Annotated in this window: 22 protein-coding genes and 1 pseudogene; 19 read left to right on the forward strand and 4 right to left on the reverse strand. The window is 69.8% G+C overall.

Annotated features, from left to right (window positions below):
• Nucleotides 1-25 precede the first annotated feature (25 nt).
• The 7 genes from ACFY1L_RS21815 to ACFY1L_RS21845 all read left to right on the forward strand — a co-directional run bounded on the left by ACFY1L_RS21815 (nucleotide 26) and on the right by ACFY1L_RS21845 (nucleotide 6,997).
• On the forward strand, nucleotides 26-973 hold the full coding sequence (locus ACFY1L_RS21815) for a LysR family transcriptional regulator (protein ID WP_388826529.1): 948 nt from the start codon (nucleotides 26-28) through the stop codon (nucleotides 971-973).
• A gap of 298 nt (nucleotides 974-1,271) precedes the next feature.
• Nucleotides 1,272-2,552, forward strand: coding sequence for an MFS transporter (locus ACFY1L_RS21820; RefSeq protein ID WP_388826533.1), 1,281 nt, complete (start codon nucleotides 1,272-1,274; stop codon nucleotides 2,550-2,552).
• Nucleotides 2,549-3,196 (forward strand): bifunctional 4-hydroxy-2-oxoglutarate aldolase/2-dehydro-3-deoxy-phosphogluconate aldolase, encoded by a 648-nt coding sequence (locus tag ACFY1L_RS21825; RefSeq protein WP_388826536.1) that lies wholly within the window; start codon nucleotides 2,549-2,551, stop codon nucleotides 3,194-3,196. Before ACFY1L_RS21820 ends, ACFY1L_RS21825 begins: the two co-directional genes overlap by 4 nt.
• Nucleotides 3,193-4,158, forward strand: coding sequence for a C-terminal binding protein (locus ACFY1L_RS21830; RefSeq protein ID WP_388826539.1), 966 nt, complete (start codon nucleotides 3,193-3,195; stop codon nucleotides 4,156-4,158). The genes ACFY1L_RS21825 and ACFY1L_RS21830 overlap by 4 nt, the downstream gene beginning before the upstream one ends.
• 58 nt (nucleotides 4,159-4,216) lie before the next feature.
• Nucleotides 4,217-4,867 (forward strand): RraA family protein, encoded by a 651-nt coding sequence (locus ACFY1L_RS21835; RefSeq protein WP_388826542.1) that lies wholly within the window; start codon nucleotides 4,217-4,219, stop codon nucleotides 4,865-4,867.
• Between the two features lie 4 nt (nucleotides 4,868-4,871).
• Complete coding sequence (locus ACFY1L_RS21840; protein WP_388826545.1) at nucleotides 4,872-5,855, forward strand: sugar kinase; 984 nt, start codon at nucleotides 4,872-4,874, stop codon at nucleotides 5,853-5,855.
• Complete coding sequence (locus tag ACFY1L_RS21845) at nucleotides 5,852-6,997, forward strand: L-dopachrome tautomerase-related protein (RefSeq protein ID WP_388826548.1); 1,146 nt, start codon at nucleotides 5,852-5,854, stop codon at nucleotides 6,995-6,997. The genes ACFY1L_RS21840 and ACFY1L_RS21845 overlap by 4 nt, the downstream gene beginning before the upstream one ends.
• A gap of 49 nt (nucleotides 6,998-7,046) precedes the next feature.
• Here the strand turns inward: ACFY1L_RS21845 and ACFY1L_RS21850 are convergent, their stop codons facing one another.
• Entirely contained in the window at nucleotides 7,047-8,636 is a 1,590-nt protein-coding gene (locus ACFY1L_RS21850) for an alpha/beta hydrolase-fold protein (RefSeq protein WP_388826551.1), read from the reverse strand.
• Nucleotides 8,637-8,788: 152 nt separating this feature from the next.
• Nucleotides 8,789-9,736, reverse strand: a complete 948-nt coding sequence (locus ACFY1L_RS21855; protein WP_388826554.1) for a LysR family transcriptional regulator — start codon at nucleotides 9,734-9,736, stop codon at nucleotides 8,789-8,791.
• 160 nt (nucleotides 9,737-9,896) lie between these two features.
• On the opposite strand from ACFY1L_RS21855, the gene ACFY1L_RS21860 reads away from it, so the two are divergent.
• The 6 genes and pseudogenes from ACFY1L_RS21860 (at nucleotide 9,897) to ACFY1L_RS21885 (ending at nucleotide 15,452) form a co-directional block, all read left to right on the forward strand.
• Nucleotides 9,897-10,592, forward strand: coding sequence for a type 1 glutamine amidotransferase domain-containing protein (locus ACFY1L_RS21860; RefSeq protein WP_388826556.1), 696 nt, complete (start codon nucleotides 9,897-9,899; stop codon nucleotides 10,590-10,592).
• A 35-nt stretch (nucleotides 10,593-10,627) separates the two neighbouring features.
• Complete coding sequence (locus ACFY1L_RS21865) at nucleotides 10,628-11,143, forward strand: SRPBCC domain-containing protein (protein ID WP_388826559.1); 516 nt, start codon at nucleotides 10,628-10,630, stop codon at nucleotides 11,141-11,143.
• 118 nt (nucleotides 11,144-11,261) lie between these two features.
• Nucleotides 11,262-11,429: pseudogene (locus ACFY1L_RS21870) on the forward strand (NAD(P)-dependent oxidoreductase); the annotation flags it as partial.
• Nucleotides 11,430-11,440: 11 nt separating this feature from the next.
• Nucleotides 11,441-11,863, forward strand: a complete 423-nt coding sequence (locus ACFY1L_RS21875) for a PPOX class F420-dependent oxidoreductase (RefSeq protein WP_388826562.1) — start codon at nucleotides 11,441-11,443, stop codon at nucleotides 11,861-11,863.
• 168 nt (nucleotides 11,864-12,031) lie between these two features.
• Entirely contained in the window at nucleotides 12,032-13,600 is a 1,569-nt protein-coding gene (locus ACFY1L_RS21880) for an MFS transporter (RefSeq protein ID WP_388826565.1), read from the forward strand.
• Between the two features lie 85 nt (nucleotides 13,601-13,685).
• The gene (locus ACFY1L_RS21885; protein ID WP_388826568.1) at nucleotides 13,686-15,452 is read left to right on the forward strand and encodes a tannase/feruloyl esterase family alpha/beta hydrolase; all 1,767 of its coding nucleotides are present in this window, start codon (nucleotides 13,686-13,688) and stop codon (nucleotides 15,450-15,452) included.
• Nucleotides 15,453-15,801: 349 nt separating this feature from the next.
• Here the strand turns inward: ACFY1L_RS21885 and ACFY1L_RS21890 are convergent, their stop codons facing one another.
• The gene (locus tag ACFY1L_RS21890) at nucleotides 15,802-16,686 is read right to left on the reverse strand and encodes a DMT family transporter (protein WP_388826570.1); all 885 of its coding nucleotides are present in this window, start codon (nucleotides 16,684-16,686) and stop codon (nucleotides 15,802-15,804) included.
• Nucleotides 16,687-17,056: 370 nt separating this feature from the next.
• Here ACFY1L_RS21890 and ACFY1L_RS21895 point away from each other — a divergent pair, with 370 nt between their 5' ends.
• The 6 genes from ACFY1L_RS21895 (at nucleotide 17,057) to ACFY1L_RS21920 (ending at nucleotide 24,069) form a co-directional block, all read left to right on the forward strand.
• Nucleotides 17,057-18,499, forward strand: a complete 1,443-nt coding sequence (locus tag ACFY1L_RS21895) for an APC family permease (protein WP_388826573.1) — start codon at nucleotides 17,057-17,059, stop codon at nucleotides 18,497-18,499.
• Between the two features lie 63 nt (nucleotides 18,500-18,562).
• A complete protein-coding gene (locus tag ACFY1L_RS21900) occupies nucleotides 18,563-19,402 on the forward strand; it encodes a coniferyl-alcohol dehydrogenase (RefSeq protein WP_388826576.1) in 840 nt (279 codons plus the stop codon).
• Nucleotides 19,399-20,628: a cytochrome P450 gene (locus ACFY1L_RS21905; RefSeq protein ID WP_388826579.1), complete on the forward strand. Its 1,230-nt coding sequence runs from the start codon at nucleotides 19,399-19,401 to the stop codon at nucleotides 20,626-20,628. Before ACFY1L_RS21900 ends, ACFY1L_RS21905 begins: the two co-directional genes overlap by 4 nt.
• An 89-nt stretch (nucleotides 20,629-20,717) precedes the next feature.
• Nucleotides 20,718-21,965, forward strand: a complete 1,248-nt coding sequence (locus ACFY1L_RS21910; protein WP_388826582.1) for a cytochrome P450 — start codon at nucleotides 20,718-20,720, stop codon at nucleotides 21,963-21,965.
• A 38-nt stretch (nucleotides 21,966-22,003) separates the two neighbouring features.
• Nucleotides 22,004-22,969: a polysaccharide deacetylase family protein gene (locus ACFY1L_RS21915; RefSeq protein ID WP_388826585.1), complete on the forward strand. Its 966-nt coding sequence runs from the start codon at nucleotides 22,004-22,006 to the stop codon at nucleotides 22,967-22,969.
• Between the two features lie 74 nt (nucleotides 22,970-23,043).
• Complete coding sequence (locus ACFY1L_RS21920) at nucleotides 23,044-24,069, forward strand: LLM class flavin-dependent oxidoreductase (protein WP_388826588.1); 1,026 nt, start codon at nucleotides 23,044-23,046, stop codon at nucleotides 24,067-24,069.
• Here ACFY1L_RS21920 and ACFY1L_RS21925 read toward each other — a convergent pair.
• On the reverse strand, nucleotides 24,057-25,106 hold the full coding sequence (locus tag ACFY1L_RS21925) for a LacI family DNA-binding transcriptional regulator (RefSeq protein ID WP_388826591.1): 1,050 nt from the start codon (nucleotides 25,104-25,106) through the stop codon (nucleotides 24,057-24,059). The genes ACFY1L_RS21920 and ACFY1L_RS21925 overlap by 13 nt on opposite strands.
• Nucleotides 25,107-25,263: the final 157 nt, after the last annotated feature.

Consider the following 25,263-nt stretch of genomic DNA (forward strand, 5'->3'; position numbering starts at 1 on the left):
ACGGCACAAGGGTGAGGTGGTCGCAGTGCTCAGGACCGATGTCCGGCTGGAATGGTTCGTGTCGTTCCTGGCCGTCGTGGACACCGGGAGCTTCGGCGCGGCGGCCGAGGTCACGCACCGCTCGCAGCCGCGGGTGAGCACGCATGTGGCCGCGCTGGAGCGGGAGGCGGGAGTCGCGCTGTTCGACCGCCGCAAGCGCCCCGTCGCGCTCACCGACGCGGGCGCGGCGCTCGCCGAGCACGCCCGCCGCATCCTGGGCGAACTCCACTCCGCCGAGGAGGCCATGGCCGCACGGCGCGGTATCGCGCGAGGCGTGGTCACGCTCGGCAGCTACCCGAGCCCGAGCGCGGCGTTCGTGCCCCGGGTCCTGAGCGGGCTCGCGCGCAGCAACCCGGACATCGAGGTGATCCTCTCCGACCACTCCATCCCGGTCCTGGACGAGGCCTTCGCGGCCGCACGCATCGATGTGTGCCTGCGACCCCTGACTCCGCCGCCCACCTCCAAGTCCCTGCGCCACCGGGTCCTGTGGCGTGAGCCCTTGGTCGTCGTCCACCCGCCGGAGCATCCGCTCGCCGCCCTCCCGGAGCCGCTGCCGATCGCCGCCGTCGCCGAGCACCCGGTGATCACCATCGGCCGGGCCGAGGACATGGCCTTCGAGTGGTACAAGCTCTTCCGCGACCGCGGTCAGGACCTCCACCCCGTGCACACCACCAACCAGCCGCAGACGGTCATCGGACTCGTGCGCGAGGACCTCGGCATCGGCGTCATGAACGCCCTGGCGGCACGCGTCTCGGACACCACCGGGGTCGTGGTGCGCCGCCTGGAGGGCAACTGCGGCCGCCGGGTCGCCGCGTTCTGGGACGCCTCCCGTGCCCTGACCCCCGCAGCGCGCACGCTCTTCCGTCACCTCGGTACCACTCCCATCCCGGAGGGAACGGAACCCGCGCCCGCGGAGGACGCCGTCCAAGTCTGAAACCGCTCCGACTGCCTTATCCGCAAAGCGAATACAGGCATTCGAAACGCGTGCTTAACGCGCGCGACACGCCCTCATAGCCTCTTCTCACCGACGGCCCCGCCGACCGCAGCCCCCCCCGGGTCGGCCGCAGCCCCCCGGTCGGCCGCACGCTCCCCCCGTCGTCCCCACCCGCTCGCACCGCACTGGAGCCCGCATGCCTCCTGTCACCGAGAGTAACCAGAAGGATGCTCCGAGAGAGACCCCGTCCCCGCCCGGCGGGAGAGCCTTCAGGGGCACCCGCTGGGGAATCATCTCGGTGGTTTTCGCCGGTACCGCCGTCAACTACCTCGACCGCGCCAACCTCAGCATCGCCCTGCCCTACATGAAGGACGACCTGCACCTGTCGGGCACCGCGTCCGGCCTCCTGCTCGGCGCGTTCTCCCTGACCTACGCGCTCATGCAGTTCCCCGCCGGCTGGCTGGTCGACAAACTGGGCCCGCGCAGGCTCTACGGCTACGCCCTGATCGCCTGGTCCATAGCCACCATGCTCGTCGGCGCCGCCACCGGCCTGCTCGTCCTGGTGCTGCTCCGCATGCTGCTCGGCGTCGCGGAGTCGCCCGCCTACCCCTCCAGCGCCAAGATCGTCTCCAGGTGGTTCCCGGTCCGGGAACGCGGCATCGCCGCCTCCATCTTCGACAGCGGCGCCCGGATGGGCAGCGCCGTCTCCCTGCCGCTGATCACCGGCGTGATCGCCTGGCTCGGCTGGCGCGGCGCGTTCGTCGCCGCCGGTGTGGTCGGTCTCGTCTTCGGTGTCTTCTGGCTGCGGTTCTACCGGGACCCCGAGGACCATCCGAAGCTGTCCGCCGAGGAACTCGCCTACATCCAGGCCGACAACAAGGCCGCGGAGAAGACCGACAGCCATGCCGAGGAGAAGACCGACGAGCCGGCCGGCTCACGGGACGCACGCGAACCGGAGTCCTGGATCGCCCTGTTCCGGCACCGCGCCACCTGGGGCATGATGCTCGGCTTCTTCTGCCTCTCCTTCGTCCTGTACTTCTTCATCACCTGGTTCCCGTCCTACCTGGTCGACGAGCGCGGCTTCGACCTCCTCAAACTCGGCTTCTACGGCATGATCCCGGCCCTGGTCGCCATGCCCGCCGAATGGCTCGGCGGACTGCTCCAGGGACGGCTCATCGCCCGCGGCCGCAGCGTCAACTTCGCCCGCAAGGTGCCCCTGGTCAGCGGACTGCTGCTGGCCTCGGTGATCGTGTTCGCCGGTTCCGCCCCCAACGCGGCCACCGCCCTGGTCCTACTCACCGTCTCCTACTCCGCCCTGACCTTCGCCGCCTCCAGCCTGTGGGCCATGCCCTCCGACATCGCCCCGACCCCGGGCAACGTCGCCTCCCTCGCCGGGATCCAGGGCTTCGGCTCCAACTTCGCGGGCTTCCTCAGCCCGATCGTCGTGGGCGCCCTCCTCGACGCGGGCGACGGCTCCTACGGTGTGCCGCTGACCGTCGCGGGTGCCGTCTCGATCGCGGGCGCCCTCGTCTACGGCCTGGTCCTCGGCCGTATCCAGCCGCTCGGGAGCGCCAGGTGAACTTTCTCGACGTCCTGCGGGACGCCGGCTGCGTGGCGGTGCTGCGCAGCCTGTCCGCCCAGGACGCCGTGACCACCGCCCACGCCCTGGCCGAGGCAGGCATCCGGGGCATCGAGCTGACGTTCACCGTGCCCGACGCCCTGACGGCCGTGGACCGGCTGCGCACCGAACTCCCCGACGACGTCCTGGTCGGCCTCGGCACCGTGACCCGGCCCGCACAGGTCGCGGACGCGGTCGCCGCGGGCGTGCGCTTCCTGGTCAGTCCGGGCACGAACCTTGAACTCGGCCGAGCCCTCGCCGACAGTGAAGTCCCCTTCCTCGCCGGTGCGTTGACCCCGAGCGAGGTGATGACCGCAGCGTCCTCCGGCGCCGCCGCCGTCAAGCTGTTCCCCGCCTTCACGGTCGGCCCCGGCTACCTCAAAGCCCTGCGCGGACCCTTCCCCGACGTACCGGTCGTCCCCACCGGAGGCATCGGCCCGGACAACGCGGCCGACTGGATCCGGGCCGGCGCCACCGCGGTCGGCGCGGGAGGCCTGCTCGCGCCCACGGCGGCGGACCCCGCCTCCCTCGACCGGGCCCGGGATACCGCCGTAGCACTGCTGGCCCGCATCCGAAACGCCACGCCCACGGGAGCCCCCACGTGAAAGTCGTCATCACCGACTCCGAGTACGCCGACTTCGACATCGAGCGGGCGGTACTGGAGGAGGCCGGACTGCGGGTCGTCCGTGCCCAGGTCCGCACACCGGAGGAGGTCGCCGAGGCCGCCCGGGGCGCCGACGCGCTCATCGTCCAGTGGGCCAAGGTCACGGACGAGGTGTACGAGGCGGCGCCCACCGTGAAACTGGTGTCCCGCTACGGCGTGGGCGTCGACAACTTCGACGTGGCGGGCGCGTTCCGGCGCGGCATCTGGATCGCCAACGTCCCCGACTACGGCACCCAGGACGTCGCCGCCCACGCCTTCGCCGGGATCATGGCCGGTGCCCGGCACCTCAAGCAGTACGACGCGCTCAGCGCCCAGGGCGTCTGGGACTACATGGCCACCGGGCCCGTCCGCCGGCTCTCCTCGCTGACCATCGGCGTCCTCGGACTCGGCCGCATCGGCCGCACCCTGGCCGCCGGGGCGGCGCCCTGGTTCGGCACGATCGTCGGCTACGACCCCGCGCTGCCCGACGAGGACTGGCCGTCCGGCGTCGAACGGGTGGACCTGGACGAGTTGTTCCGGCGCTCCGACGCCGTCTCCCTCCACCTCCCGCTCACGGACGACACCCGGCACATCGTCGACGCCCGCCGCCTCGCGCTGATGCCCGAGGGCTCGATCCTCGTCAACACCGCGCGCGGCGGCCTCGTCGACGAGTCGGCCCTGCACGCGGCCCTGGAGCGCGGGCGACTCGCCCTCGCCGCGGTCGACACCTGGACCGACGAACCGGTTCCGGCGGACCACCCGCTCGTGGGGCATCCCCGGGTGATCGCCACCCCGCACGCGGCCTGGTACTCCCAGCAGGCCGAGGACGAGGTGCGGCGCCGGGCCGCACTCAACGTCGTCACCTGGGCGAGGACCGGCAGACCCGACCACGCGGTCGTCACCGGCACCAGCACGCCCCGCTGACCGCACCCCCCCACCGCTCAACCCACCGCTCGCCCAAGGAAAGTACGAAGGAGCAGTCATGCCCGCCACCTATCCGCAGGACGTCATCGAGGGCTTCCGCCCCATCACCACCGCCTCCGTCGCCGACGCGGTCGAGCAGGTCGGAGTGCGCGGTTACCTGGACGGCGCGATCAAGCCGGTCAGCCCGGGCAAGATCGTCGGCCCTGCGGTCACCGTCCGCGAGGTGCCGGCCGAAGGCGCCGGGGCGCCCGTCCACGCGCTCAAGGCCATCGACGAGTCCGCGCCGGGCAGCGTCATCTGCATCGCGGCCGACGGCGCCGACATCGCCGTCTGGGGCGGGCTGATGACCGCGGGCGCGGTCGCCAACCAGCACGCCGGAGCCATCCTGGACGGCGGTGTGCGCGACGTCGAGGAGATCAACCGGGACTTCGCCTTCCCGGTCCAGGCCCGCAGCACCGTGCCCGCCACCACCCTCGGCCGCATCAGGACCCTCTCCCTCAACGAGCCCGTGGTGCTCGGCGGTCTGACCGTCGAGCCCGGTGACCTGATCGTCGCGGACGGCGACGGCGTCGTCCGGGTGCCCGCCAGCCATGTGGCCGAAGTCCTGCTCCTCGCCACCGAGATAGAGGAGCGGGAGAAGGAGCAGACCAAGCTGATCCTCGCGGCGGGTTCCCTGCAAGAGGGCCTGGCCAAGTTCAACCGGATCTGAGCCCATGACCCACGAACACGCCACCCCCGCCGACATCGTCACCCTCGGCGAGCCGATGCTGGAGTTCAACGCCGACGCCGACGGAGCCCTGGAGAACGCCGAGTCCTTCGCGGTCGGCTATGGCGGCGACACCTCCAACTTCGCGATCGCCGCGGCCCGTTCGCGCGGTCGTACGGCCTATGTCAGCCGAGTCGGGGACGACGCCTTCGGCACCGTACTCACACGGCTGTGGCAGCGCGAAGGCGTCGGCACCGCGCACGTCACACGGGAACCGGGCGGCCGTACCGGCATCTACTTCATCGCCCGCGGCCCCGCCGGCCACGGCTTCACCTACTACCGGGCCGACTCACCCGCCAGCCGGCTGACCCCCGCCGACGTCCCCGAGTCCGCGGTCGCCCAAGCCCGGCTGCTGCATGTCACGGGCATCACCCAGGCGATCAGCACCTCCGCCTGCGACGCCGCGTTCCACGCCATGTCCGTGGCGCGGGCCCACTCCACACTGATCAGCTACGACCCCAACCACCGCCCCGCGCTGTGGTCCGAGGACCGGGCCCGCGCCATCATCCTGCGCAGCCTCGAACTGTGCGACATCGCCCTGCCCAACATCGACGAGGGCCGGATGCTCACGGGCGAGGAGAGCCCCGAGGCGGTGGTGCGGGCCCTGCGCGCCCGCGGCCCGAGGGTGGTCGTGCTCAAGCTGGGGGAGGAGGGGGCGCTGGTCGCGGACGGCGACGACCTGACGCACGTCCCGGCCCACCGCGTCACCGCCGTCGACGCCTCGGGCGCGGGCGACACCTTCGACGGGGCGTTCGCCGCCCGTCTGGTCGAGGGCGAGTCACCGGTGGAGGCCGCCCGGTACGCGGCGGTCGCCGCCGCGCTCACCACCACCGGACACGGCGCCGTACGGCCGATCCCGCACCGCGCCGACGTGCTCCGCCACCTGATCGACGCCGAGGACGAGCTCTCCCGAGGAAAGGCACCCGCATGAAACGACGTACGTTCATCAGCGCCACCGCCGTGTCCCTGGCGGCCACGGGACTCGCCGGTCCGGCGTACGCGTCCTCCGGCGGCAGGCCCGCGTACGAGGTCGTCCACCGTTTCCGGGGAGCGATGCCCACGGGCGTCACCGTCTCCCGGCGCGGCCGGATCTTCGTCAACTTCCCGCGCTGGGGCGACGACGTCGACTTCACCGTCGCCGAGATCCGCGGGGGCAGGGCCGTGCCCTTCCCGGACGCCGAGGTGAACCGTGAGAACGCCTCCGACCTGGCCGGTCACTTCCAGTCGGTGCAGAGCGTCGTCGTGGACCCCGCCGACCGGCTGTGGATCCTGGACACGGGCAGCCCGCTGTTCGCCGGTTCCTCGTACGGCGGGCCGAAGCTGGTGGCGGTCGACCTGCGGACCGACCGGATCGTGAAGAAGATCCTCTTCCCCGGTGACGTCGTGCCGTCCGACAGCTACCCCAACGACGTGCGCTTCGACCTGCGGCGCGGGGCCGAGGGGATGGCCTTCATCACCGACTCCGGTGGGGCGAACGGCATCATCGTCGTCGATCTGGCCACGGGCCGGTCCTGGCGGCGGCTCGCGGGCCGTTCCTCGGCCCTTCCCGACCCGGACTTCCTGCCCGTCATGGACGGCGAGCCGTTCATGAACCGTCCGGCCGGAGCCGAACCGACGCACTACGAGGTCGGCTCGGACGGCATAGGCATCAGCCACGACGGCGAACTCCTCTACTACTGCCCGCTGTCCAGCCGCCGGCTGCACAGCGTGTCGGTCGACGCGCTCGCCGATCCCGACGCGACCGAGGCGGAGGTGGCCGCGACCGTGGTGGATCTCGGGTACAAGCCGATGGCCGACGGACTGGAGAGCGACGACAAGGGGCGGCTGTACGGCGGCGACCTGGAGCACGACGCCCTGTGGCGCCGCAACCCGGACGGCACGTACGACACCCTCGCCCAGGGCCCGGAGCTGGTCTGGATCGACACCCTCTCCGTCGCCTCGGACGGTCACGTCTACGCCATCGCCAACCAGCTGAGCCGCCAGGCCCCGTACCACGAGGGCGTGGACCTGCGCCGCAAGCCCTATCTCCTCGTCCGGGTGCCGGTCGACGCGGGCCCGGTGAGGCTGCGGTAGCGCACGTCCCCTGACGAGGCCCCAGGGCTTCGTCAGGGGACGGCACCCGCTACTTGAACTTCGCCAGCGCCTCGGCCCAGAAGTCCGACGGGTAGGCGAGGGTACCGGCGGCGATCGCCTCGGTGATCATGTGGTCGACGCCGGGGAGGACGGTGTACGTGTGCTTGATGCCGTACCGCGTCAGGAGATCGCTGAAGTTCTCCGTGATCTTCTTGCCGTCCTTGTCGTACAGCCAGTCGCCGTCGCCGACCAGGAGGCGGACCTTGACGCCCTTCGCCTTGATGGCGCGCGTGTTGTGCTCGACGAAGTAGTGGGGCCGCACCCGGTTGAAGTAGGCGGCCGAGGCCGGGTCGTCGAGGGGACCGAAGGTGTTGGTGACGTACTGCTTCATCGGCTCGTCCTCGAAGTCGATGACCGCGCCGGCGAGGCTGGAGACGTAGCCGAACGTCTCGGGGAACTTGAAAGCGGACCTCAGCGCGCCGAAGCCGCCCGCCGACCAGCCCTCGATGCCGCGGCCCTCCCGGGAGGCGACGGTGCGGTAGGTCGCGTCGATGTGCGGGACCAGGTCCTTGACGAGCACGTCCTCGACCGGGCCGCTGAGCACGCCGTCGGCTTCCTCGCGGGCGTTGACGTACCAACCGATCGGCAGGCCCTGCGCGCAGACCACGATGGTCGGCGGCAGCGTGCCCGCCTTGATCAGCCTGTCCACCTGCACCATCAGCCAGTTTCCGGCCTCGCGCTGGTTGCCGTTGCCGCCGTGCAGGAAGTAGATCACCGGGAACCGCTTGCGGGGCGTCCTCTGGTACGCGTCGGGCAGATAGAGGGCGTAACTGGCATAGGTTCCCCGGCCCCGGGACGGTGACGGGAAGACGTGGTACTCGCCGAGCTCGCTGGTGTGGACACAGGGGTCGACCCAGGCCACGTCCGGGGTGGCCATGCTCAGCGGGTCGTAGTCGGTGTCGTAGGCGCCACCGATGTGCGAGGCGAAGTACTCGACGATCCGCTTCGTGTTGTCGGCGGTGATCAGCGCCTGGTAATCGGTGTCGCGGGGCGCCTGAACGGTCAGATCCGGTACGTCGGCGGTGGCGACGCTCGCCGTGTGGCCGCCGGTCGTGGCGGTCAGGACGCCGATGTTGTCGGTGTCGATCACGAGCTCGTCGGCGTGCTGCTTCAGGTAGGCGATCAGCAGCTTGAGGTCCTTGTTCCGCGAGGCGTGCGAGGCGTAGCTCATGCTGACGACCGCGTAGCCGTGGCCCAGGTAACCGGCGATCGGCGTGGGGAACTTGCTGTCGACGTTGGTGTGGTTGCCGCCGGGGGCGTACTCCTGGATGCCGTGCGGCGGGACCCAGACGACGATCGGGGTGGGTGTCGTGGGCGGGGTGGCCGGTACCTCCATGCCGGCGTCGGCCGGCTTCACCGTGCCCTGGTAGAAGTCGAATCTCAGATCAGCGCCACCGGCCGTCGCGTAGTGCGTGTCCTGGGTCATGGTCAGCCCGCTGATCACCAGGTTGTCGTCGGCGGTGTCGGCGGCTTGGGCCGGGGTGGCGGAGGCCATCGACAGACCGCCGGACCCGATCAGGGTTAAGGAGGCGGCACCGGTCAGGCCCATGAAGTTGCGTCGCGCGATTCTGCGGTTCACGGCTTGCTCCCTGGGATGCTGTCGTTCCGTGAGGCGGAACGGCATGGCGAGAACTGGAATCGGTTCGCCCAGAGGCTAGTGACGGGTGGGACACGTGGCTGCGCCGCGATCCGCAACCTAAGGATTCAGGCCGCCGGGCCCCGCGGCCCCGCCTACCATTCGCGCGCGGCGACCCGCAGGAGGTCACGCACCCTGATGACGTCGGGGTTGGCCTCGGCGCCCGGCCGCTGCACGAGGAACAGGGTGTTGAGCGGCGGTTCCTCCGCCTCGTGGAGGAGGGTGAGGCGGCCGTCGTCGAGGTAGTCCTGGCACAGCGAGCGCGGCAGCACGCTGATGCCGGCACCCGAGTTGACCGCGGACAGTACGGCGTAGAGGTTGGGCACGGTGACCGCGGCGCGGGCGGTGAGCGGCCTGCCGAAGACGGTTCGCCAGTAGCGGCGGACGATCGGCAGGTCCTCGGCGTACGTCACCATGGGGACCTCGCGCAGAGCGGGGCACAGGTCGTCCGGGTTGGTGTGCCGTGCGATGCGCTCGGCCCAGGCGGGGCTCGCCACCAGCAGATACTCCTCGTCGGTGAGCGGGACCGATTCGAGTGCCCGGCCGCGTGGCCGCCGGGTCGTGATCACCAGGTCGTGCCGTCCGGTGCGCATCTCCTCCAGCAGCGGCTCGGGCAGGCCCTGGGCGACCCGCAGCTCGACCCCGTCGGCGATGAGAGGCACCAGCGAGGGCAGCACTCGTACGCACAGAAGTTCGGAGGGGCCCGCCAGATGTACAGGGGCCGCGACCGAACCGGCGTCCTCCATGCCGGCCAGCGCGTCGAGCGGTCCGGCGATCTGCCCCGCGAGTTCGTGCGCGTACGGAGTGGGGTCCACCCCGCGCGGCAATCGGGTGAACAGTTCGCGTCCCGTCTGCTGCTCCAGGGTGCGGATCTGCGCGGTCACGGTCGGCTGGGACAGGGCGAGGCGGGGAGCGGCCGCGGTGAAGGACCCGGAGCGGTACACGGCCAGGAACGTGCGCAGCAGATTCAGATCCGCGTGGGGAGGGAGCTGCTTGCCGCTGACCGGCGGGGCCGCGACCGCGCTCGGCGTCTGGTTCTTCATGGGCTCCAGCTTATCGCCTGATTCCATCGGAGAACCGATAGCAGGAATCGATGTCTCTATTGGTGAATGGATGGGTACTAGGCCTACCGTCATGGATGTCGCCCAGTGGCGGCGGCCCACCCGAGTGGCGACGATGCAGCCAGAAGCAGGGGAGAAGCACATGGCGAAGATCCTTTTCGTGATGACCGGCGCGGACCGGTGGACGCTGGCCGACGGAACGCAGCACCCGACCGGGTTCTGGGCCGACGAGGCCGTGGTCCCCTACGAGGCGTTCAAGGCCGCGGGCCACGAGATCACCGTGGCCACGCCGGGCGGTGTCGTCCCGCCGGCCGACCCGGCGAGCCTCAGCGCCGGAGCCAACGGCGGCGAGGAGAACGCCGCCGCCGTCCGGGCCGTCGTCGAGGGCGCCGCGGAGTTCCGCAGGCCGGTGGCGTTGGCCGACGTGCGACCCGAGGACTTCGACGCTGTGTACGTCCCCGGCGGGCACGGCCCGATGGAGGACCTGGCGGTCGACGCCGACTCCGGCCGGATCCTCACCCGGGCGGTGGAGTCCGGACTTCCGGTCGGCGTGGTGTGCCACGGTCCGGCCGCCCTGCTGGCGGCCGTGAAGGACGACGGCACCAACGCCTTCGCCGGCTACCGGGTCACCGCCTTCACCAACGCCGAGGAGCAGCTCGCGGGCAGCGCCGACAACGCCCTGTGGCTGGTCCAGGACCGTCTGACCGAGGCGGGCCTGAAGGTCGAGGTCGGTGAGCCGTGGGCGCCGCACGTCGAGGTCGACCGCAACGTCGTCACCGGCCAGAACCCGGCTTCCTCCGGCCCCCTCGCGGCCGAACTGCTCAAGAAGCTTTCCTGACTTTCCCTAACCCGCACTACACCGTAAGGCCCCCCATGACCACGCAGAACGCGATCACCTGGCCCGCGAAGTACCTCCCCGGCACCGGCGACAACTTCGTCTCCAACGAGGTGATCGTCAAGGGCGTCAAGGCCGCCGACGTCTGGCACTACCTGACCGACACCTCTACCTGGGAGTCGTACTACGACAACGTCGCCGACATCTCCTTCCCGCAGGGCGGCGGCCCCGAGCTGAAGGACGACCTGGTCTTCGGCTTCGGCACCTTCGGCTTCCCGCCCCTGGCCGCCCACGTCACCGAGTTCCAGGCCCCCGCCGAGGGCGTCCCCGGCCGCCTGTCCTGGACGGCCAGGCAGGACGGCACCCCCGAGGAGCAGCTCGACGTCCTGCACGCCTGGCTGGTCGAGGACCTGGACGGCGGCCGGGTGCGCATCCTGACCCAGGAGACCCAGATCGGTCAGCCCGCAGCGGCTCTCGCGAACGAACGCCCGAACCCGATGCTCAACGGCCACCAGGCCTGGCTCGACGGCCTCGTCGGCGCCGCCTCCAAGTAGCCGTACCACCGGGTGGGTCCCGTTCTCCGGGGCCCACCCGGATTCGTTCTTCTGGTCAAGCAGCAGCATCGAGGAAGTCGACGTCATGACCGACAAGCTCACCGTGAGCGTTCTGCGCACCGCGGCCAAGGACGCCCGGCTGATCGTCGAGGCCGGCGCGAGGAGCGGGGTGCGCCTGGACGTGGCCGCCGCGAGCGCCGAGCGCCTGGAACGCGCCGCCGCGCAGGGGCACGGCGACGAGGACATGGCCGCCGCCTCCTTCGCCAGCTTCGACGAGAACGCCTGAGAGGACCACTCATGTCCAAGCCGCCGCTGCCGCCCGAGGCCCAGGAACTGCTGAGCCGCCCCAACCCGGCCGTGATGGCCACCCTCCGTTCCGACGGCACCCCGGTGTCGACGCCCACCTGGTACATGTGGGAGAACGGTCGGATCCTGCTCAGTCTGGACGAGGGCCGGGTGCGCCTGAAGCACCTGCGCCGCGACCCGCGCGTGACGCTGACCGTCCTCGACGGTGACGACTGGTACACCCACGTCACCCTGATCGGCCGGGTGATCGAGGCGTACGAGGACGAGGGCCTCGGCGACATCGACCGCATCGCGACCCACTACACCGGCAAGGTCTACCCCGACCGCGTCCGCACCCGGGTCAGCGCCTGGGTGGAGGTCGAGCGCTGGCACGGCTGGGGCGCCCACCGGGACAGCGACCAGGCGTTCACCTGAGGTCTGAAGTCCGAGGGCCTTCAAGTGGGATTCCCTTTGCTGATTCCTTGACCGGCAGCCCCTTGTTGGCCCCTGTGAGGCGGGCCTACAGTCGCTGCGCGGTCGATCTGCGAAACATTTTTCGCCAGGCGAACGCACCCCATGTTGCGACGACGCATCGGGAATGCCATGAGCCTCTCCACACCCCGCCTCACCGCCCCGGCCGACCGAAGGTCGTTGAACGTCGGCACCCTGGTCGCGGCCTGCCTCACCGTCTGCATCGCGCAGATCGGCATCGCCATACCGGCCACCCTCAACGGCCTGTTCCAGGAGGACCTGCACCCCGTCGGATCCCAACTCACCTGGATCTCCGACACCTTCCTGCTCCCGGTGGCCGTACTGGAGCTCACCTTCGGCGTCCTGGGAGACCTGTACGGACGCAAGCACCTCCTCGTCGGCGGCGCCGGCCTCATGGCCGTCGGCGAGACGGTGAGCGCCTCGGCGACCGGAGTGCACATGCTCTGGGCCGGACAGATCCTCTCCGGCCTCGGCGCCGCGGCGCTCTTTCCCACCTCGCTGGCCATGCTGGCGGCCGGCACCCACACGCACAAGGCACGGTCCAAGGTCATCGCCGTGTGGGCGGCCTTCCTGTCGACCGGCGGCTTCCTCGCGCCGCTGCTGGGCGGTCTGACCGGCAACTACGGCTCCTGGCGCTGGTCCTTCGTCGTGGTCGCCGTGGCCGCCGCGGTCGGCGCCGTGCTCAGTCAGCTGCTCGCGGAGAACTCCAGTGCCCCCGAGGGCCGTTCCCTCGACGTGGCCGGACAGATCACCATCGGCCTGGGCCTGGTGGCATTGCTGTACGCGGTGATCCAGGGGCCGTCCGACGGCTGGGCCGCCCCGACCGTCGTCGGCGGGTTCGTGCTCGCCGCGGTCTGCCTGGCCCTGTTCGTGCTCGCGGAGCGCCGGGCGACCTCACCGCTGCTGCGCCTGGACCTGTTCGCCAACCGCGGCTTCGCCGTAGCCTCCGTGGCCGCCTTGGTCGGCATGCTGGGATTCCTGGGCACCTGCTACACGACCAGCATCCGACTCGGCCCGGTCCAGCACCAGAGCCCGCTGCGCACCTCGGTGGCCTTCCTGCTGCTCAACGGACTCACCCTGCTCCTCATCCCGGTGACCGCGTGGCTGCTGCGCCGATGGCCGCCCAGGTGGGTCCTCTCGTCCGGTTTCCTGCTCATGGCCGTCGGTGACTTCCTGGCCGCCGAACTCCCCATCGGGCAGACCTCCCTGGTCTCCCTCGTGCTCCCGCTCGGGCTGGTCGGCGTCGGGTTCGCGCTCGCCGTCTCGTCCATCACCGCGACCGCGGTCAACACCGTGCCGGTGCACCTCGCCGGCATGGCCAGCGCGACCACCAGTCTCCTGCGGGACCTCGGCTTCACCCTCGGCCCGGCCGTGGTCGGCGCGGTGGCGTTGAGCCGCGCCGCCGACAGCTTCACCACCGACCTCGCCTCGTCCACCCTGCCCGAGACCGTCAAGACGGCTGCCGCCCAGGTCGCCGCGGAGGGCGGTCCGCTGGCCGTGAACGCACAGCCACCGACCACGCCGGCCGGGCACGCCGCGTCCATCGCGGTGCAGGCACTGGGCCACGGCTATGCCGTCGGATACGTCATCTGCGGTGCGGCAGCCCTCTTCTCCTGCCTGCTGACCGTGGCCGTGATGAGGGGGTCCGGCAACGAGAGCACGGAGGAGGCGACCGCCTGAACCTCGAACCCGCCCGACGGCACCACAACTCCCCGACAGCCGCCCGGTTCCAGGGCGAGCCTCCGCAGATCCGGAAGGTGATTCCATGACGTTTCTCCCGCGGGGGCTCTGCCGCCGCACGACCATCCCCTCACTGCTAGCGGCCCTGATCGCCGTGCTCGGCCTCGGAACCGTCGGGGCGTCCACCGCACCGGTCAGCGCGTCCACCAGCGCGGTCAGCGCGGCCACCACCGCGTCCGCCGTGAAGGCGGGCGCCACTCCCAAGCTGTCCTGCGCCCAACTGGCCCAACTCGACCTCGGAGCCCTGAAAGGCGCCTCCACGCAGATCGGTTCGGCCACCACCGTCGCGGCCAAGGACAACAAGCAGGGCGACTGGGAGGCGTGCGACGTCCACGGGATCATCGCCCCGCAACTCCAGTTCGAGATCCTGCTGCCCACCCGCACCTGGCAGGGCGACTACCTCCAGGACGGCTGCGGCGCCTACTGCGGCAGCGTCGGCATCCAGACCGCCGCGGCCGAGGGCTGTGCCCCGCTCACCGACGGAGCCTTCGCCATAGCCACCGACAACGAGGGGCACTACGGCACGGCCGGTTTCGACGCCGCGTTCGGCGCCGACCCCACCCTGCGCGCGAGCTTCGGCTACCAGTCCGAGCACCAACTCGCCCTCGCCGCAAAGGCCGTCATCGCCAAGTACTACGGCACCCCGGCGAAGCATTCCTACTTCGACGGCTGCTCCCAGGGCGGCCACGAGGCTCTCACCGAGGCCCAGCGCTACCCGCACGACTTCAACGGCATCGTGGCCGGTTCGCCCGCCTCCGTCATGACCGAGCTCAACCTCTTCTACCAGGCGTGGAACGCCCGGGCGAACACCAGGTCGGACGGTCAGGCCATCCTCACCGCGGCGGACCTGAAGCCGCTGCACCAAGCCGTCCTGGACAAGTGCGACGCGGCCGACGGAACCAAGGACGGCCTCGTCTCCGACCCGCTCAGCTGCCACTTCGACCCGGGCGGCATCGCGTGCCACGGGCGCACCTCCACCGCGGACGCCTTCTGCCTGACCCCCGCACAGGTCTCCGCGGCCCGCAAGCTCTACCAGGGACCCCGCGACGCCCAGGGCGAACTCCTCTACCCGGGCTGGCAGGTGCCGGGCTCCGAACTCAACTGGGTGGCCTGGCTGGTCCCCGCGGCCCCGGGCGCCCCGACGATCGACCCCATGATCGCCACATCGACCCTGCGTTACATGGTCAACAAGACCGTCGACGGCGCCGCGACCTGGCGGGACGTGAAGTTCACCAGGGCCGAGTTCCAGCGGGTGACCGCCGCCAACGACGGCATGTACGACGCCATCGACCCCGACCTGACGGCCTTCCGCGCGGCCGGCGGCAAGCTGATCCTCTGGGCGGGCTGGGCCGACGCGGCGATCTCTCCGGTCGGCACGGTCGGCTACTACACGGCGGTCGAGAAGGCGATGGGAGGCAGCGCGGCCACCCAGCGGTTCGCGCGGCTGTTCATGCTGCCCGGCGTGTCGCACTGCGGAGGAGGCCAGGGCCCGTCGGAGTTCGACGCTCTCGGCGCCGTCACCGACTGGGTGACCAAGGGCACGGCTCCGGCGAGCCTGCTGACCTCCATGACCGACTCCGACGGGAAGACCACGGCCACCCGCCCCGTCTACCCGTATCCGGCAATCGCCGTCGACACCACCGGCGGCCCGACCGACCAGGCCACCAGCTACACTGCCTCGCCCGGCACGAAGCTCGGCCCGCTCAAGTGGCTGGGTTCCTTCCGGTCCGGTTACGAGACGGTCAGCGGCTGGGTCGACGGCCAGTGGGTGACCAGGCCCGGCAAGAGCTGACCTTGTCCCAGACCGCGAGCGGGGCAGACGGAACCTCCCCCGTCCGCCCCGCTCGCGTGACAGCGATGAGAACACCGGTGGATCAGTGGGGGACCTCGCGGGCCGCTTGTCGGGGAGCCCGTCAGCCGCTGTCAGCACCGCGATGCGGAGCGCCTCCCACAGTCCCGCGCTCGCGGCTTCCTCGGACTCGGCCTCGCCCACTGCCCTCCCGCCACGCGTAGTGCTCCGCGGCCACGCGCAGAGCCCCGTCGAGCATCGCGCGCGGCCTGGACCCTGACGCGCACCCGTCGGCGGCCGACACGGTCGTGATGGCGAACAGCCGGTCTCGTCCTTCGGGACGACACGTGGGTCAGGGCGGATCTTCCGCCACCACGACAGGATCCGCGCCGCGGGCTCCCGTTCGTGCGGCGCCGACTCCGGCCAGGACGACCAGGCCGATCCCCACGATCGAGAGCGTCCCCGGGGTCTGGTCGAGGACGATCAGCCCCACGAGCAGCGCTACCGCGGGTTCGAGCGCGACCAGCGTTCCGAACGCGGCAAGGTTGAGACTCCTGAGGGACTGGATCTCCAGCGAGACCGGGATGACCGGCAGCAGCAGCGCGATACCGATGCCCGTGGCGAGCAGACGTACGTCCATCGAGACGATGGAGTGGTAGGCGGCGCCCGTCGCCACGAGGGCGGCCACCGGCATCGAGATGGCGAGACCGCCGAATCCGGCGACCGCATCGCTCATCCTCTGCGTCAGCACGATGTAGACGGCCCAGCACACGGCGGCGGCGAGGGTGTAGAGGATACCCAGCAGGTCACTCGACGCCTGCCAGGGCTCGGTGATGCAGACGACTCCCACGGCGGCGAGGCCGGGCCAGACAGGGCTGCGGCCGCGACCGTGGACGACCGCGAGCGTGAGGGGTCCGAGGAACTCCAGAGCGGTCGCGGTGCCGAGGGGAAGCCGCGCCGCGGCGGCCATGAAGGACAGGGTGAGACCGGCGGTGGCGACCCCCAGAAGTGCGCCCGCCCTCAGCGTGGCCCGGGTGAACCTGCCGGGGTGGGGGCGGCCGAGCAGGACGAACAGGATCGCCGCCCAGAAGAGCCGTAGCCAGGTCGCGCCTTCGGGGCCGACTTCTTTGATCACGCCTACCGAGATGGCCATGCCGAACTGCGCGAAGATCATCGCGACCACGGCCAGGAGCGCACCGGTCCCGGCTCCGCGGGACCAGGTCGAAGGTGGGTTCACCCGAACGTACCGCCAATCCCCGAGGCAGCCTGACCATGCCGAGGCCGCAGCCGTGTCATGGCCGGTAGTACCGAAAGCCTAGGGAGCGGGGCCCGGTCCGGGAGTGCCGTCTTGCCCTTCGCCCCGCTGTATCTGTGTGCGGAACGGCGGGTTGGCGGCGTTCCGTGTGATCCCGACGGAATGGCTACTAGGCGTGCCGTTGCTGAGGGGAATGAAAAATCGGCGATACGAACTAATTAATCTTGGTGATTATGCTTGTCGCCCTTCTGTGGCGTGGCTTACATTCGCGGCCGTCGACAGCTTTCGCTCGGCGTTTGATTACGCAGCACCGGACCTTCCGGAACCGCGGTGATCGAAGGGAACCTCTCCTGTGGAAGCAAACCTGCACGGGAATCTGAAGCGCGAGTTCAGGGCGCGCGACGCGTTCATCATCGCTTTCGTCTTCGTCTCGCCCATCGTGGCGCTCTACGGCGTCTTCGGCCTTGTCCTGACGACCGCCGGTCCGGTCGGCTGGTGGGCCTTCCTCATCGTGATGGTGTTGCAGCTGGCCGTCGCCGGCACGCTCGGGCTGATGGTGTCCCGGTGGCCGGTGCAGGGCGGCAGCTACCAGTGGGCCCGACGGCTGGCAGGTGCCAACTACGGCTGGGCCACCGGCTGGATGTACCTGTGGACCCTGGTCACCGCCATGGCATCAGCCGCGTACTTCATCGCGGGGCTGCTGCCCTCGCTGGTGGACCACGCACCCTTCACCGTCGGCCAGCAGACGCTCGCGGCGCTGTGTGTGATCGCCTGTGTCACCGCACTGAACGTGCTGGGCCCGAAGACGCTGAAGATCTTCACCAGGGCGAGCCTGGTCGCCGAGGTGCTGGGATCGGTCGGTCTGGCCACCGTCCTGCTCATCTGGCATCGCAAACAGCCGCTGTCGGTGATCACCGAGACGGCCGGGGCGACCCCCCACCACTACGTCTGGATGGGCTTCTTCTTCGCCATCGGTGTCGCGGGCTACTCCTTCGCCGGCTGGGAGAGCGTCTGCTCGATGGCCGAAGAGATCAAGGATCCGGAGCGTCACCTCCCCAAAGCCATGATGGGCGCCATCCTCGCCATCGGTGTCCTGGTGCTCTACTCGTCGCTGGCGCTGATCCTGGCCGTTCCTGATCTGCCGGCGGTCATGGCCGGACAGGTCCACGACCCCGCGACCGACACGATCGTCGCGACGCTCGGCTCCGGAGTCGCGAAGCCGTTCCTGGTCCTGATCCTGATCGGCTTCATGGCCGGACTGGTCGCCGCGCAGACCACGGTCGGCAGGGTGCTGTGGTCCTTCGGGCGCGACGGCACCGTTCCGGCGGCGAAGTTCCTGGTCAAGCTCTCCGGCAAGCACCACTACCCGGTGCGGTCCCTCGTCGCCATCGGGATCATGACGGCGGCCGTCACGGTGTCCGCCTTCTCGGAGAAGATCTACACGACGTTGATCTCCGCGTCGACCGCCGGCTTCTTCGTGACGATGGCCCTCGTCATCTGCGCCCTGATCCGCAGGGTCCTCACCGGGCGCTTCCAGTACGGGCTGTTCACCTTCGGGCGGGTGACGCCGGCGATCGTCCTCGCGGCCGGTGTCTGGGCGAGCTTCGAGGTCGTCAACCTGTGCTGGCCCCGGGCTTCCGATCAGCCGTGGTACGTCGCCTGGGCCGTGCCCCTCGGTCTCGCCATCATCGCTCTGCTCGGCCTGGTCGTGCGGCTGACGCTGCCCGGCTTCGGCGCGGCGCTCGGTGCCACGGAGCCCGAGGCCGAGGAGAAACTCGTCGCCCCGCCGCTGTGAAGGACCCCGCCCGCTGTCGCTGACATCCCCACACACCCGAGCCATGCATGGAGGTGGGTTCCCTTGGAGCTCGAACTCAGCGGAAAAACCGTCGTCGTGACCGGCGGTGCGTCCGGAATCGGCGCAGCCGTGGTCAGTGCCCTGTCACGGGAAGGCGCCGACGTCATCGTCCTGGACCGCAATCGGCCGGACAGCGGGAAGTACGTCGCGGTGGATCTCGCCGACCCCGCGTCCGTCGAAGCGGCCGTCGCCCTGTTGCCCGAGACCGTTTCCGGCCTGGTGAACGCGGCCGGAGTGTCGGGTGCGGCGTCCCCGGAGACCGTGTTCAAGGTCAACTACCTCGGACTCCGCCGGCTCTCCCAGGCCGTCCTGGCCCGCTTGGAGCGCAACGGCGTGATCGTCAACGTGGCTTCGGGCGCCGGTTCGCTGTGGCGGCTCCGCAACAGCGAACTGCTGGAGATGATCGGCATCGAGGACGACGGTGACAGCCTCCGATGGTTCGCGAAGCTGGGGATGACAGGTCCCGAGGCCTATGACTTCACGAAGGAGGCGGTGATCGTTCTGAGCAAGTCGATGGCGCTGGACCGGTTCCCCGGTGACGGCGTCCGCGTCCTGTCCGTGAGCCCGGGAGCGGTGGAGACACCCTTGTTGCCCAGCTTCCACGACACCATGGGCTCGGACTTCCTCGACTACATCACCGGGAAGGTCGGTCGTGACGGCCGGCCCGAGGAGATCGCGAACGTGATCGCGTTCGTGCTCAGCGAGCGGGCGTCCTGGATCAACGGCACCGACATAGCCGTCGACGGCGGCGGCGAGGGCGGCTTCCACGCAGGGGTCCTCCAGCACCCCCTATACCCGGCGTTGGCGCCGGTGGGGGAGAACACCGAAGGGGTCGCGAAGTGACCACCGATCAGGCGGCGCCGCGATTCAGCATCGCCGACCTTCCCGAGATCGACGTGTACTCCGAGGAGTTCCGCGACAGGCCGTGGGAAGTGGCCCGCAGGGCGCTGCCCGACAGCCCGAACGGACTCGCGCGCAGCAGTCGTGGCATCGAGGGCATCACCTACCAGGCATGCCACACCGTCTTCAGCGACCGCCGGCTCAAGATCGGGTTCGACGAGATGTACAGGGCGACGGGCTTCGACGAGACCAGCCCGGTCTTCCAGGCCGCCGTCACGAGCATCAACAACCTCGAAGGCGAACACCACAAGGGCCTTCGAAGCGTTCTCGGACAGTACTTCACCCGGGAGTGGGTGCAGTCCATCAGGCCTCTGGTCAACGGGATCGTGCGGGACCTGGTCGCCGACTTCAGGCCGGGCGAACCCGTCGACCTCTCCACCCGGTTCCTGGGGAAGATCCCGTCCCGGCTCTTCGCGGAACTGATCGGCGCCCCGCGGGGTGACGCGGAGTTCCTGGAGAAGACCTCCGACACGCTCCTCAGCGTCTTCGCCATGGACCAGGCCAACCACGACGCCGTCGAGGCCGCGTACGCGGAACTGGCCGCGTACGTGGGTGAGCTGATCGTCAGGAAGCAGGCGTCACCGGGGAACGACGTCGTCAGTCACCTGCTGGCCGCCGAACGAGAAGGTTCCGTCTCACGGCACGACGTGATCGTCAACACCACCGCCCTCCTGCGGGCGAGCACCGACACGACGTCCGGACAGATGGGCCTCGTCATCGCCGAACTCGTGGAACGTCCCGACATCTGGAACCGGTGCGCGGCGGAACCCGCGGTCATCCCCGCCGTGGTCATGGAGGCCATCCGCCGGCGCACGAGCGCGTGGTCGATCCTGCGGGTCATCCGCGAGGACCTGGACGTCCTGGACACCGCCGTCCCGGCCGGGACGGAGTTCTTCGGCCTCGCCGTCGCGGCACACCGGGACCCGGAGGTGTATCCGCAGCCGGAGGAGTTCCGGATGGACCGCCGCCGCCCGGCACCCACCCTCAACTGGGGCATGGGCCTGCACTTCTGCCTGGGCAAGCCGATCGCCCAGGTCGAGATCGAGGAGGCGGTGCGCGTCCTCACCGAGCGCTGGGACAAGGTCGAGTTCGCCGCCCCGCTGGAGACCGCCGGCGAACCCTTCACCAGCCGCGCCGCCCGCCTGGAACTCACCCACCAGGCGCGCTGACCCCGCACGAGGGATGTTTCGCAGCTCGGCAGCCGGGCGGGCGGTCCACGCCCGGCCTGCCGGCGACATCGAGAGTGAGGACCCCTGTGATGACGGACATTCCCCGCGGCCGACGACCCGGACGCTCCAGAACGATCGATGACCTTCCGTTTCTCTCCGTCGTCTCCGCCGAGTACACCGCCGACCCGCAACCGCGGCTGCGTCGGCTCACGTCCGAGGGACACGACCTGGCCCGTACCGAGCGCGGCGTGGAGGTGCTGTCGTACGCCGCCTGCGAGGCGCTGGTGAAGGACACCGCGCTGTCTCCGGGGCTCGACCTGATGGTGGAGGCCTGCGGGATCGACGACCAGGACATCGTCCGGCTCTACGCCGAGAACATGCAGACCGTGTCCGGCCGTGCGCACGCCCGGCTCAGGCAGGCGGTGGCGCCGTACTTCTCCGACTCCTATCTGGAGTCGCACCGCCGCTACGTCCGGGAGCTCGTCGACCGTCTCATCGACGAGGGCAGCCGTGGCGGGGAGATCGAGTTCGTCGGCTCGGTCGCCGGCCAGATCGGCTCCCACTTCTTCACCCGGCTGCTCGACGTGGACGAGGAACACTGGCCCACCATCGCGCGGCTGTCCGACGCGAACGTGAAGATCTTCTACATGGACGAGTCCCTGCGCGAGGAGATCGTGACGTCCTTCGCGGAGACCCGCGAACTGCTGGACAAGTTCATGGCGGACAAACGTCAGAACCCCGGCGACGACATGCTGTCGGGTCTGCTGCGCGCCGAGGCGCGCGGCGACCTCACCGACGACGAGATCTTCGGCCTGATCTTCATCCTGCTGGTGGGCAGCACCGACACCACCCAGAGTCAGCTGTGCCTGATGGTCGACGCGCTCGGACGCAACCCCGATCAGCTCGAACGGCTGCGGGCCGACCCGGAGTCGCTGGCGCGCAGCACCATCCTGGAATCCGCCCGCTGGCGTCCGGGCGTATGGACCGTCCCACGGTTCGCCGCCTCCGCGGGACGGCTCGCCGACCTTGAGTACGAGGCCGGCACCATCCTGTTCGCGAACGTCGCCAGTGCCAACCGCGACCCGGAGGTCTTCGAGGACCCGGATCGCTTCGACGTGACCCGGCAGTCGGCCTCCCCGCCGTTCAACTGGAGCCGCGGCGAGCACTTCTGCATCGGCCGTCCGCTCGCGCTGCTGGAGATGGAGGAGGCGCTGAAGTCGCTCCTGTCCCGCTGGGACGGCTGGGAACTCGCCGGGCCTCTGGAGACCCATGGCCAACCGGACGCCCTGTCGATCGACCGCATGCCGTTGCGGGTGTCGACGTCGTCCGCCGACTGACCGCCATCAGCTCACGTTCGAGAAACCGGAGGCCTGGCATGGAATGGTTGAAGGACGCGGGAGTTCCCTGGCCCGACGGCGCCCGAGCCGCCGCGTGCATCTCGTGGGACTGCGACGGTGACGCCACGGCACAGCTGTCGTGGCCGGACGATGTGAACGGCCATGCCTTCACCACGTCCTGGATGCAGCACGACCGCGTGGCCATCCCGCGCATCGTCGACATGTACGAGTACTACGGCATCAAGCAGACCTTCTTCGTGCCGGCCTGGTGCATCGAGGAGTACCCGAAGGTGTTCGAGACCGTGGTCGCGAACGGCCACGAGATCGGGATGCACGGATACCTGCACGAGGGCGCGTCGCACCAGAGCGCCGAGGGCGAGCTGTTCTGGATGCGCCGCTGCGCCGACATCATCGAGAAGTTCTCCGGACGCCGTCCGGTCGGCAACCGTTCGCCCGGCGGTCTCATGTCGGAGAAGACGTACGACTACCTCGTGCAGGAGGGCTTCCTGTACGACTCGACCCTGATGCACGACAACTTCCCTTACGTGCTCGCCACTTCGGCCGGGAACATCCTGGAGCTGCAGAGCGACCTGATGGCGAACGACGACTGGGTGCAGTACGCCCACGTCTGGGACCTGCAGTTCATGATGCAGCCTCGATCACCGCAAGAGGCCGGCGCTGTCTACCTCGCCGAGTTCGAAGCGGCCTACGCGTCGGGCAGTGCGTGGATCGCGTCCTTCCACGCCCAGATCAGCGGCCGACTGGCTCGACTGACTCAGGTGGGCCGCATCATCGAGCACATCCAGGCCAAGGGCGATGTGTGGATGGCGACGATGGAGGAGATCGCCCTCCACGTCAACAAGTGCATATCGGACGGTTCTTGGAAGCCCCGGGTGGTGGACATGCCGCTCTACCCGAAGGGGCGCATCCCGGCCCTCCGCCCGGGCTTCGTTCCCGACGAGGTCGCACTGCGCGTCACGCCGCCGATTCCCTGGACCGACTGACACACCGGCCCTCCCTTCCACCCCCAGGAGTTGTCAGCATGTCCCAACCACGTGGCAAGCCTCGCACCGGTCTGATGTTCACGGGCACGCCTTCGGTGCCGGACATGATCGGACTGGCCCAACAGGCCGAGCGCAGCGGCTTCGAGACCATATGGGTCGCCGAAACGCGTATCACCCGCGACGCGTTCGTGCCGGCGACGGCCATCGCCCAGGCCACCGAGACGATCAGGATCGGCACGGGCATCGTCAATGTCTTCACGCGGAACCCGGTGCTGATGGCCAGCACCTTTCTCGGCATGGACGAACTGGCGCCAGGGCGCGTCATCATCGGCCTCGGCGCCGGTTCGTCGATGGTGCTGGGGCCACAGGGCATCGACTACCACAAGCCGCTGACGCGACTCCGCGAGTACGCGGAGGTGATCCCGCGACTGATGCGCGGCGAGACGGTGGACTTCGACGGTTCGACCGTCACCTTGCGCGACGCGCGGATCGAGGACGTCCTGTCGGTGGGCGACCGGCCGCTCCGTGCCGAACTGCCCCTGTATCTGGCGGTCGACGGTCCGAAAGCGATGCGCTACGCGGGAGGCGTGGGCGACGGCGTGCTCATGGACATCTGCCTGCCGACGTCGGCTGTGCAGGAGAAGCTGCGCATTCTGAGTGAGGGGGCCGAAGAAGCGGGGCGGACCCGTGCCGACCTCGACGTGGGCGCGGTGCTGCTCTGTTCTCCGAACGAGGACGAACAGGTGGGTCGGGCCGCGGCCCGGTTCGTCATCTCCCTCTACCTGGGTTCTCTTCCGCATCTCGGCACCCAGATCGGGTTGCCGGACGAGGTGACCGCGGCGGTGGGCAAGGCACTGGCCACTGAGGGGATCGAGGCCGCGGCCCGCCTGGTGCCGGATGCCGCGGTCGACCAACTGGCCGTCGCGGGCACCCCGGAGCAGTGTCGAAGCCGTATCCAGCAATACCGGGACGCGGGCCTCGACTTCGTCGTCCTGGCGCCGGTGGAGTCCGCCATCCGGGCCACCGTCGACCTGCTCGCTCCCGATGGTGAAGGCGGCCTGCCCGGACCCCGGTTCGACCGGTCGGTTCAGGCTCGGTGACCTCTGGCGCTGCTGCCGGCAGGCAGCAGCGTGTGCGCGACGGAAACGTGCTCGCCCGGACGCACGGTGCCGTTCACCAGGCCGATCGCCGCTTCCACGGCTCTACGGCCTTGTTCCTTCGCGTGCACGTCGATCGTCGTCAGCCGTGGCCACGCGAGATGCGAAGCGAGCGTCGCGGTTCCGGTGGTGAGGCTGAGCACGCCGAAATCATCGGGAACGCTCCGACCGACCTCACGTGCGGCTGCCAGCGCCGCCAAACCCGTCTCCTCGGTGATGGTGATGACGGAGTCCGGAACATTGCGTCCGCGACGGGAGAACGACCGCGTCACGGTCGCCTTGGCCGAATCATACGACTCGTCCGGAAGGTTGAGCACGATGGCCGGCTGATGCCGCCGCCGACAAGAAGCGCGATAGGCCTCCAGCAGATCTCGACTGTACGAGGCTTGAGTTCCACCAGTTCCACCGACCGTGAACGAGGGCTGCTTGTAGCCCGCGTCCAGCAGATGCTCGATCGCCGTGTCGACAACTGCCGCGTGATCATTGTCCACCACCACGTCGGAGATCCGTGTCTGCTCCAATGGGCGCCCCACCGATACGACCGGCTTCCCCTCCTTGCGCACGATGGAGGCCAGGCGCTGCGGTCCCACGGGGTCGATCAGGATGAGCGCGTCGATGGGCAGACCACTGATGTCCAACGCGTTGGGAGCGGACTCCGGCACCACGACCAGCAGGTTGCCCATGGCCAGGGCCGCCGTCGAAGCCGCGTTGAGGAGCTCGACCTGGAAGGCCGAGATCGCGTCACTCCGGACGACACTGGCTCCGTCCTGGCCGGAGATCTGGATCGCCACAGTTCTGGACTGGCCGGACTTGAGACTTCGTGCCGCGTGATTGGGGCGGTAGTCGAGGTCCTCGGCCGCTTGCAGGATCCGGGCACGTGTCTCGGCACTGAGCTTTCCGGTGCCGTTCATCGCGAAGGAAACGGCCGTGAGCGAAACCTGCGCACGGGCGGCTACTTCGCGAATCCCCACACGAGCCATCTGTCATCCCCTTGCGGCGTCACTGGAAGGACGAACCTCGCCACTCAGGCGGAACGGCAGGGACGAGAAGTCGGCACGCCGTCTGTGTGCCGGAACAGCCCAGACACCCTGCGGGCCGAACGTACGCCAGGTCACGGCCCTTAGCAAGCCGGTGTCC

The organism is Streptomyces sp. NPDC001663 (assembly GCF_042893105.1).
Lineage (GTDB): Bacteria > Actinomycetota > Actinomycetes > Streptomycetales > Streptomycetaceae > Streptomyces.

Bases quoted from the DNA above. Each gene is read 5' to 3' on its own strand.
- ACFY1L_RS21835 (WP_388826542.1), top strand. From the start codon at position 4,217: ATGCCCGCCACCTATCCGCAGGACGTCATCGAGGGCTTCCGCCCCATC.
- ACFY1L_RS21840 (WP_388826545.1), top strand. From the start codon at position 4,872: ATGACCCACGAACACGCCACCCCCGCCGACATCGTCACCCTCGGCGAG.
- ACFY1L_RS21845 (WP_388826548.1), top strand. From the start codon at position 5,852: ATGAAACGACGTACGTTCATCAGCGCCACCGCCGTGTCCCTGGCGGCC.
- ACFY1L_RS21855 (WP_388826554.1), bottom strand. From the start codon at position 9,736: ATGAAGAACCAGACGCCGAGCGCGGTCGCGGCCCCGCCGGTCAGCGGC.
- ACFY1L_RS21860 (WP_388826556.1), top strand. From the start codon at position 9,897: ATGGCGAAGATCCTTTTCGTGATGACCGGCGCGGACCGGTGGACGCTG.
- ACFY1L_RS21865 (WP_388826559.1), top strand. From the start codon at position 10,628: ATGACCACGCAGAACGCGATCACCTGGCCCGCGAAGTACCTCCCCGGC.
- ACFY1L_RS21875 (WP_388826562.1), top strand. From the start codon at position 11,441: ATGTCCAAGCCGCCGCTGCCGCCCGAGGCCCAGGAACTGCTGAGCCGC.
- ACFY1L_RS21880 (WP_388826565.1), top strand. From the start codon at position 12,032: ATGAGCCTCTCCACACCCCGCCTCACCGCCCCGGCCGACCGAAGGTCG.
- ACFY1L_RS21885 (WP_388826568.1), top strand. From the start codon at position 13,686: ATGACGTTTCTCCCGCGGGGGCTCTGCCGCCGCACGACCATCCCCTCA.
- ACFY1L_RS21910 (WP_388826582.1), top strand. From the start codon at position 20,718: ATGACGGACATTCCCCGCGGCCGACGACCCGGACGCTCCAGAACGATC.
- ACFY1L_RS21915 (WP_388826585.1), top strand. From the start codon at position 22,004: ATGGAATGGTTGAAGGACGCGGGAGTTCCCTGGCCCGACGGCGCCCGA.
- ACFY1L_RS21920 (WP_388826588.1), top strand. From the start codon at position 23,044: ATGTTCACGGGCACGCCTTCGGTGCCGGACATGATCGGACTGGCCCAA.
- ACFY1L_RS21925 (WP_388826591.1), bottom strand. From the start codon at position 25,106: ATGGCTCGTGTGGGGATTCGCGAAGTAGCCGCCCGTGCGCAGGTTTCG.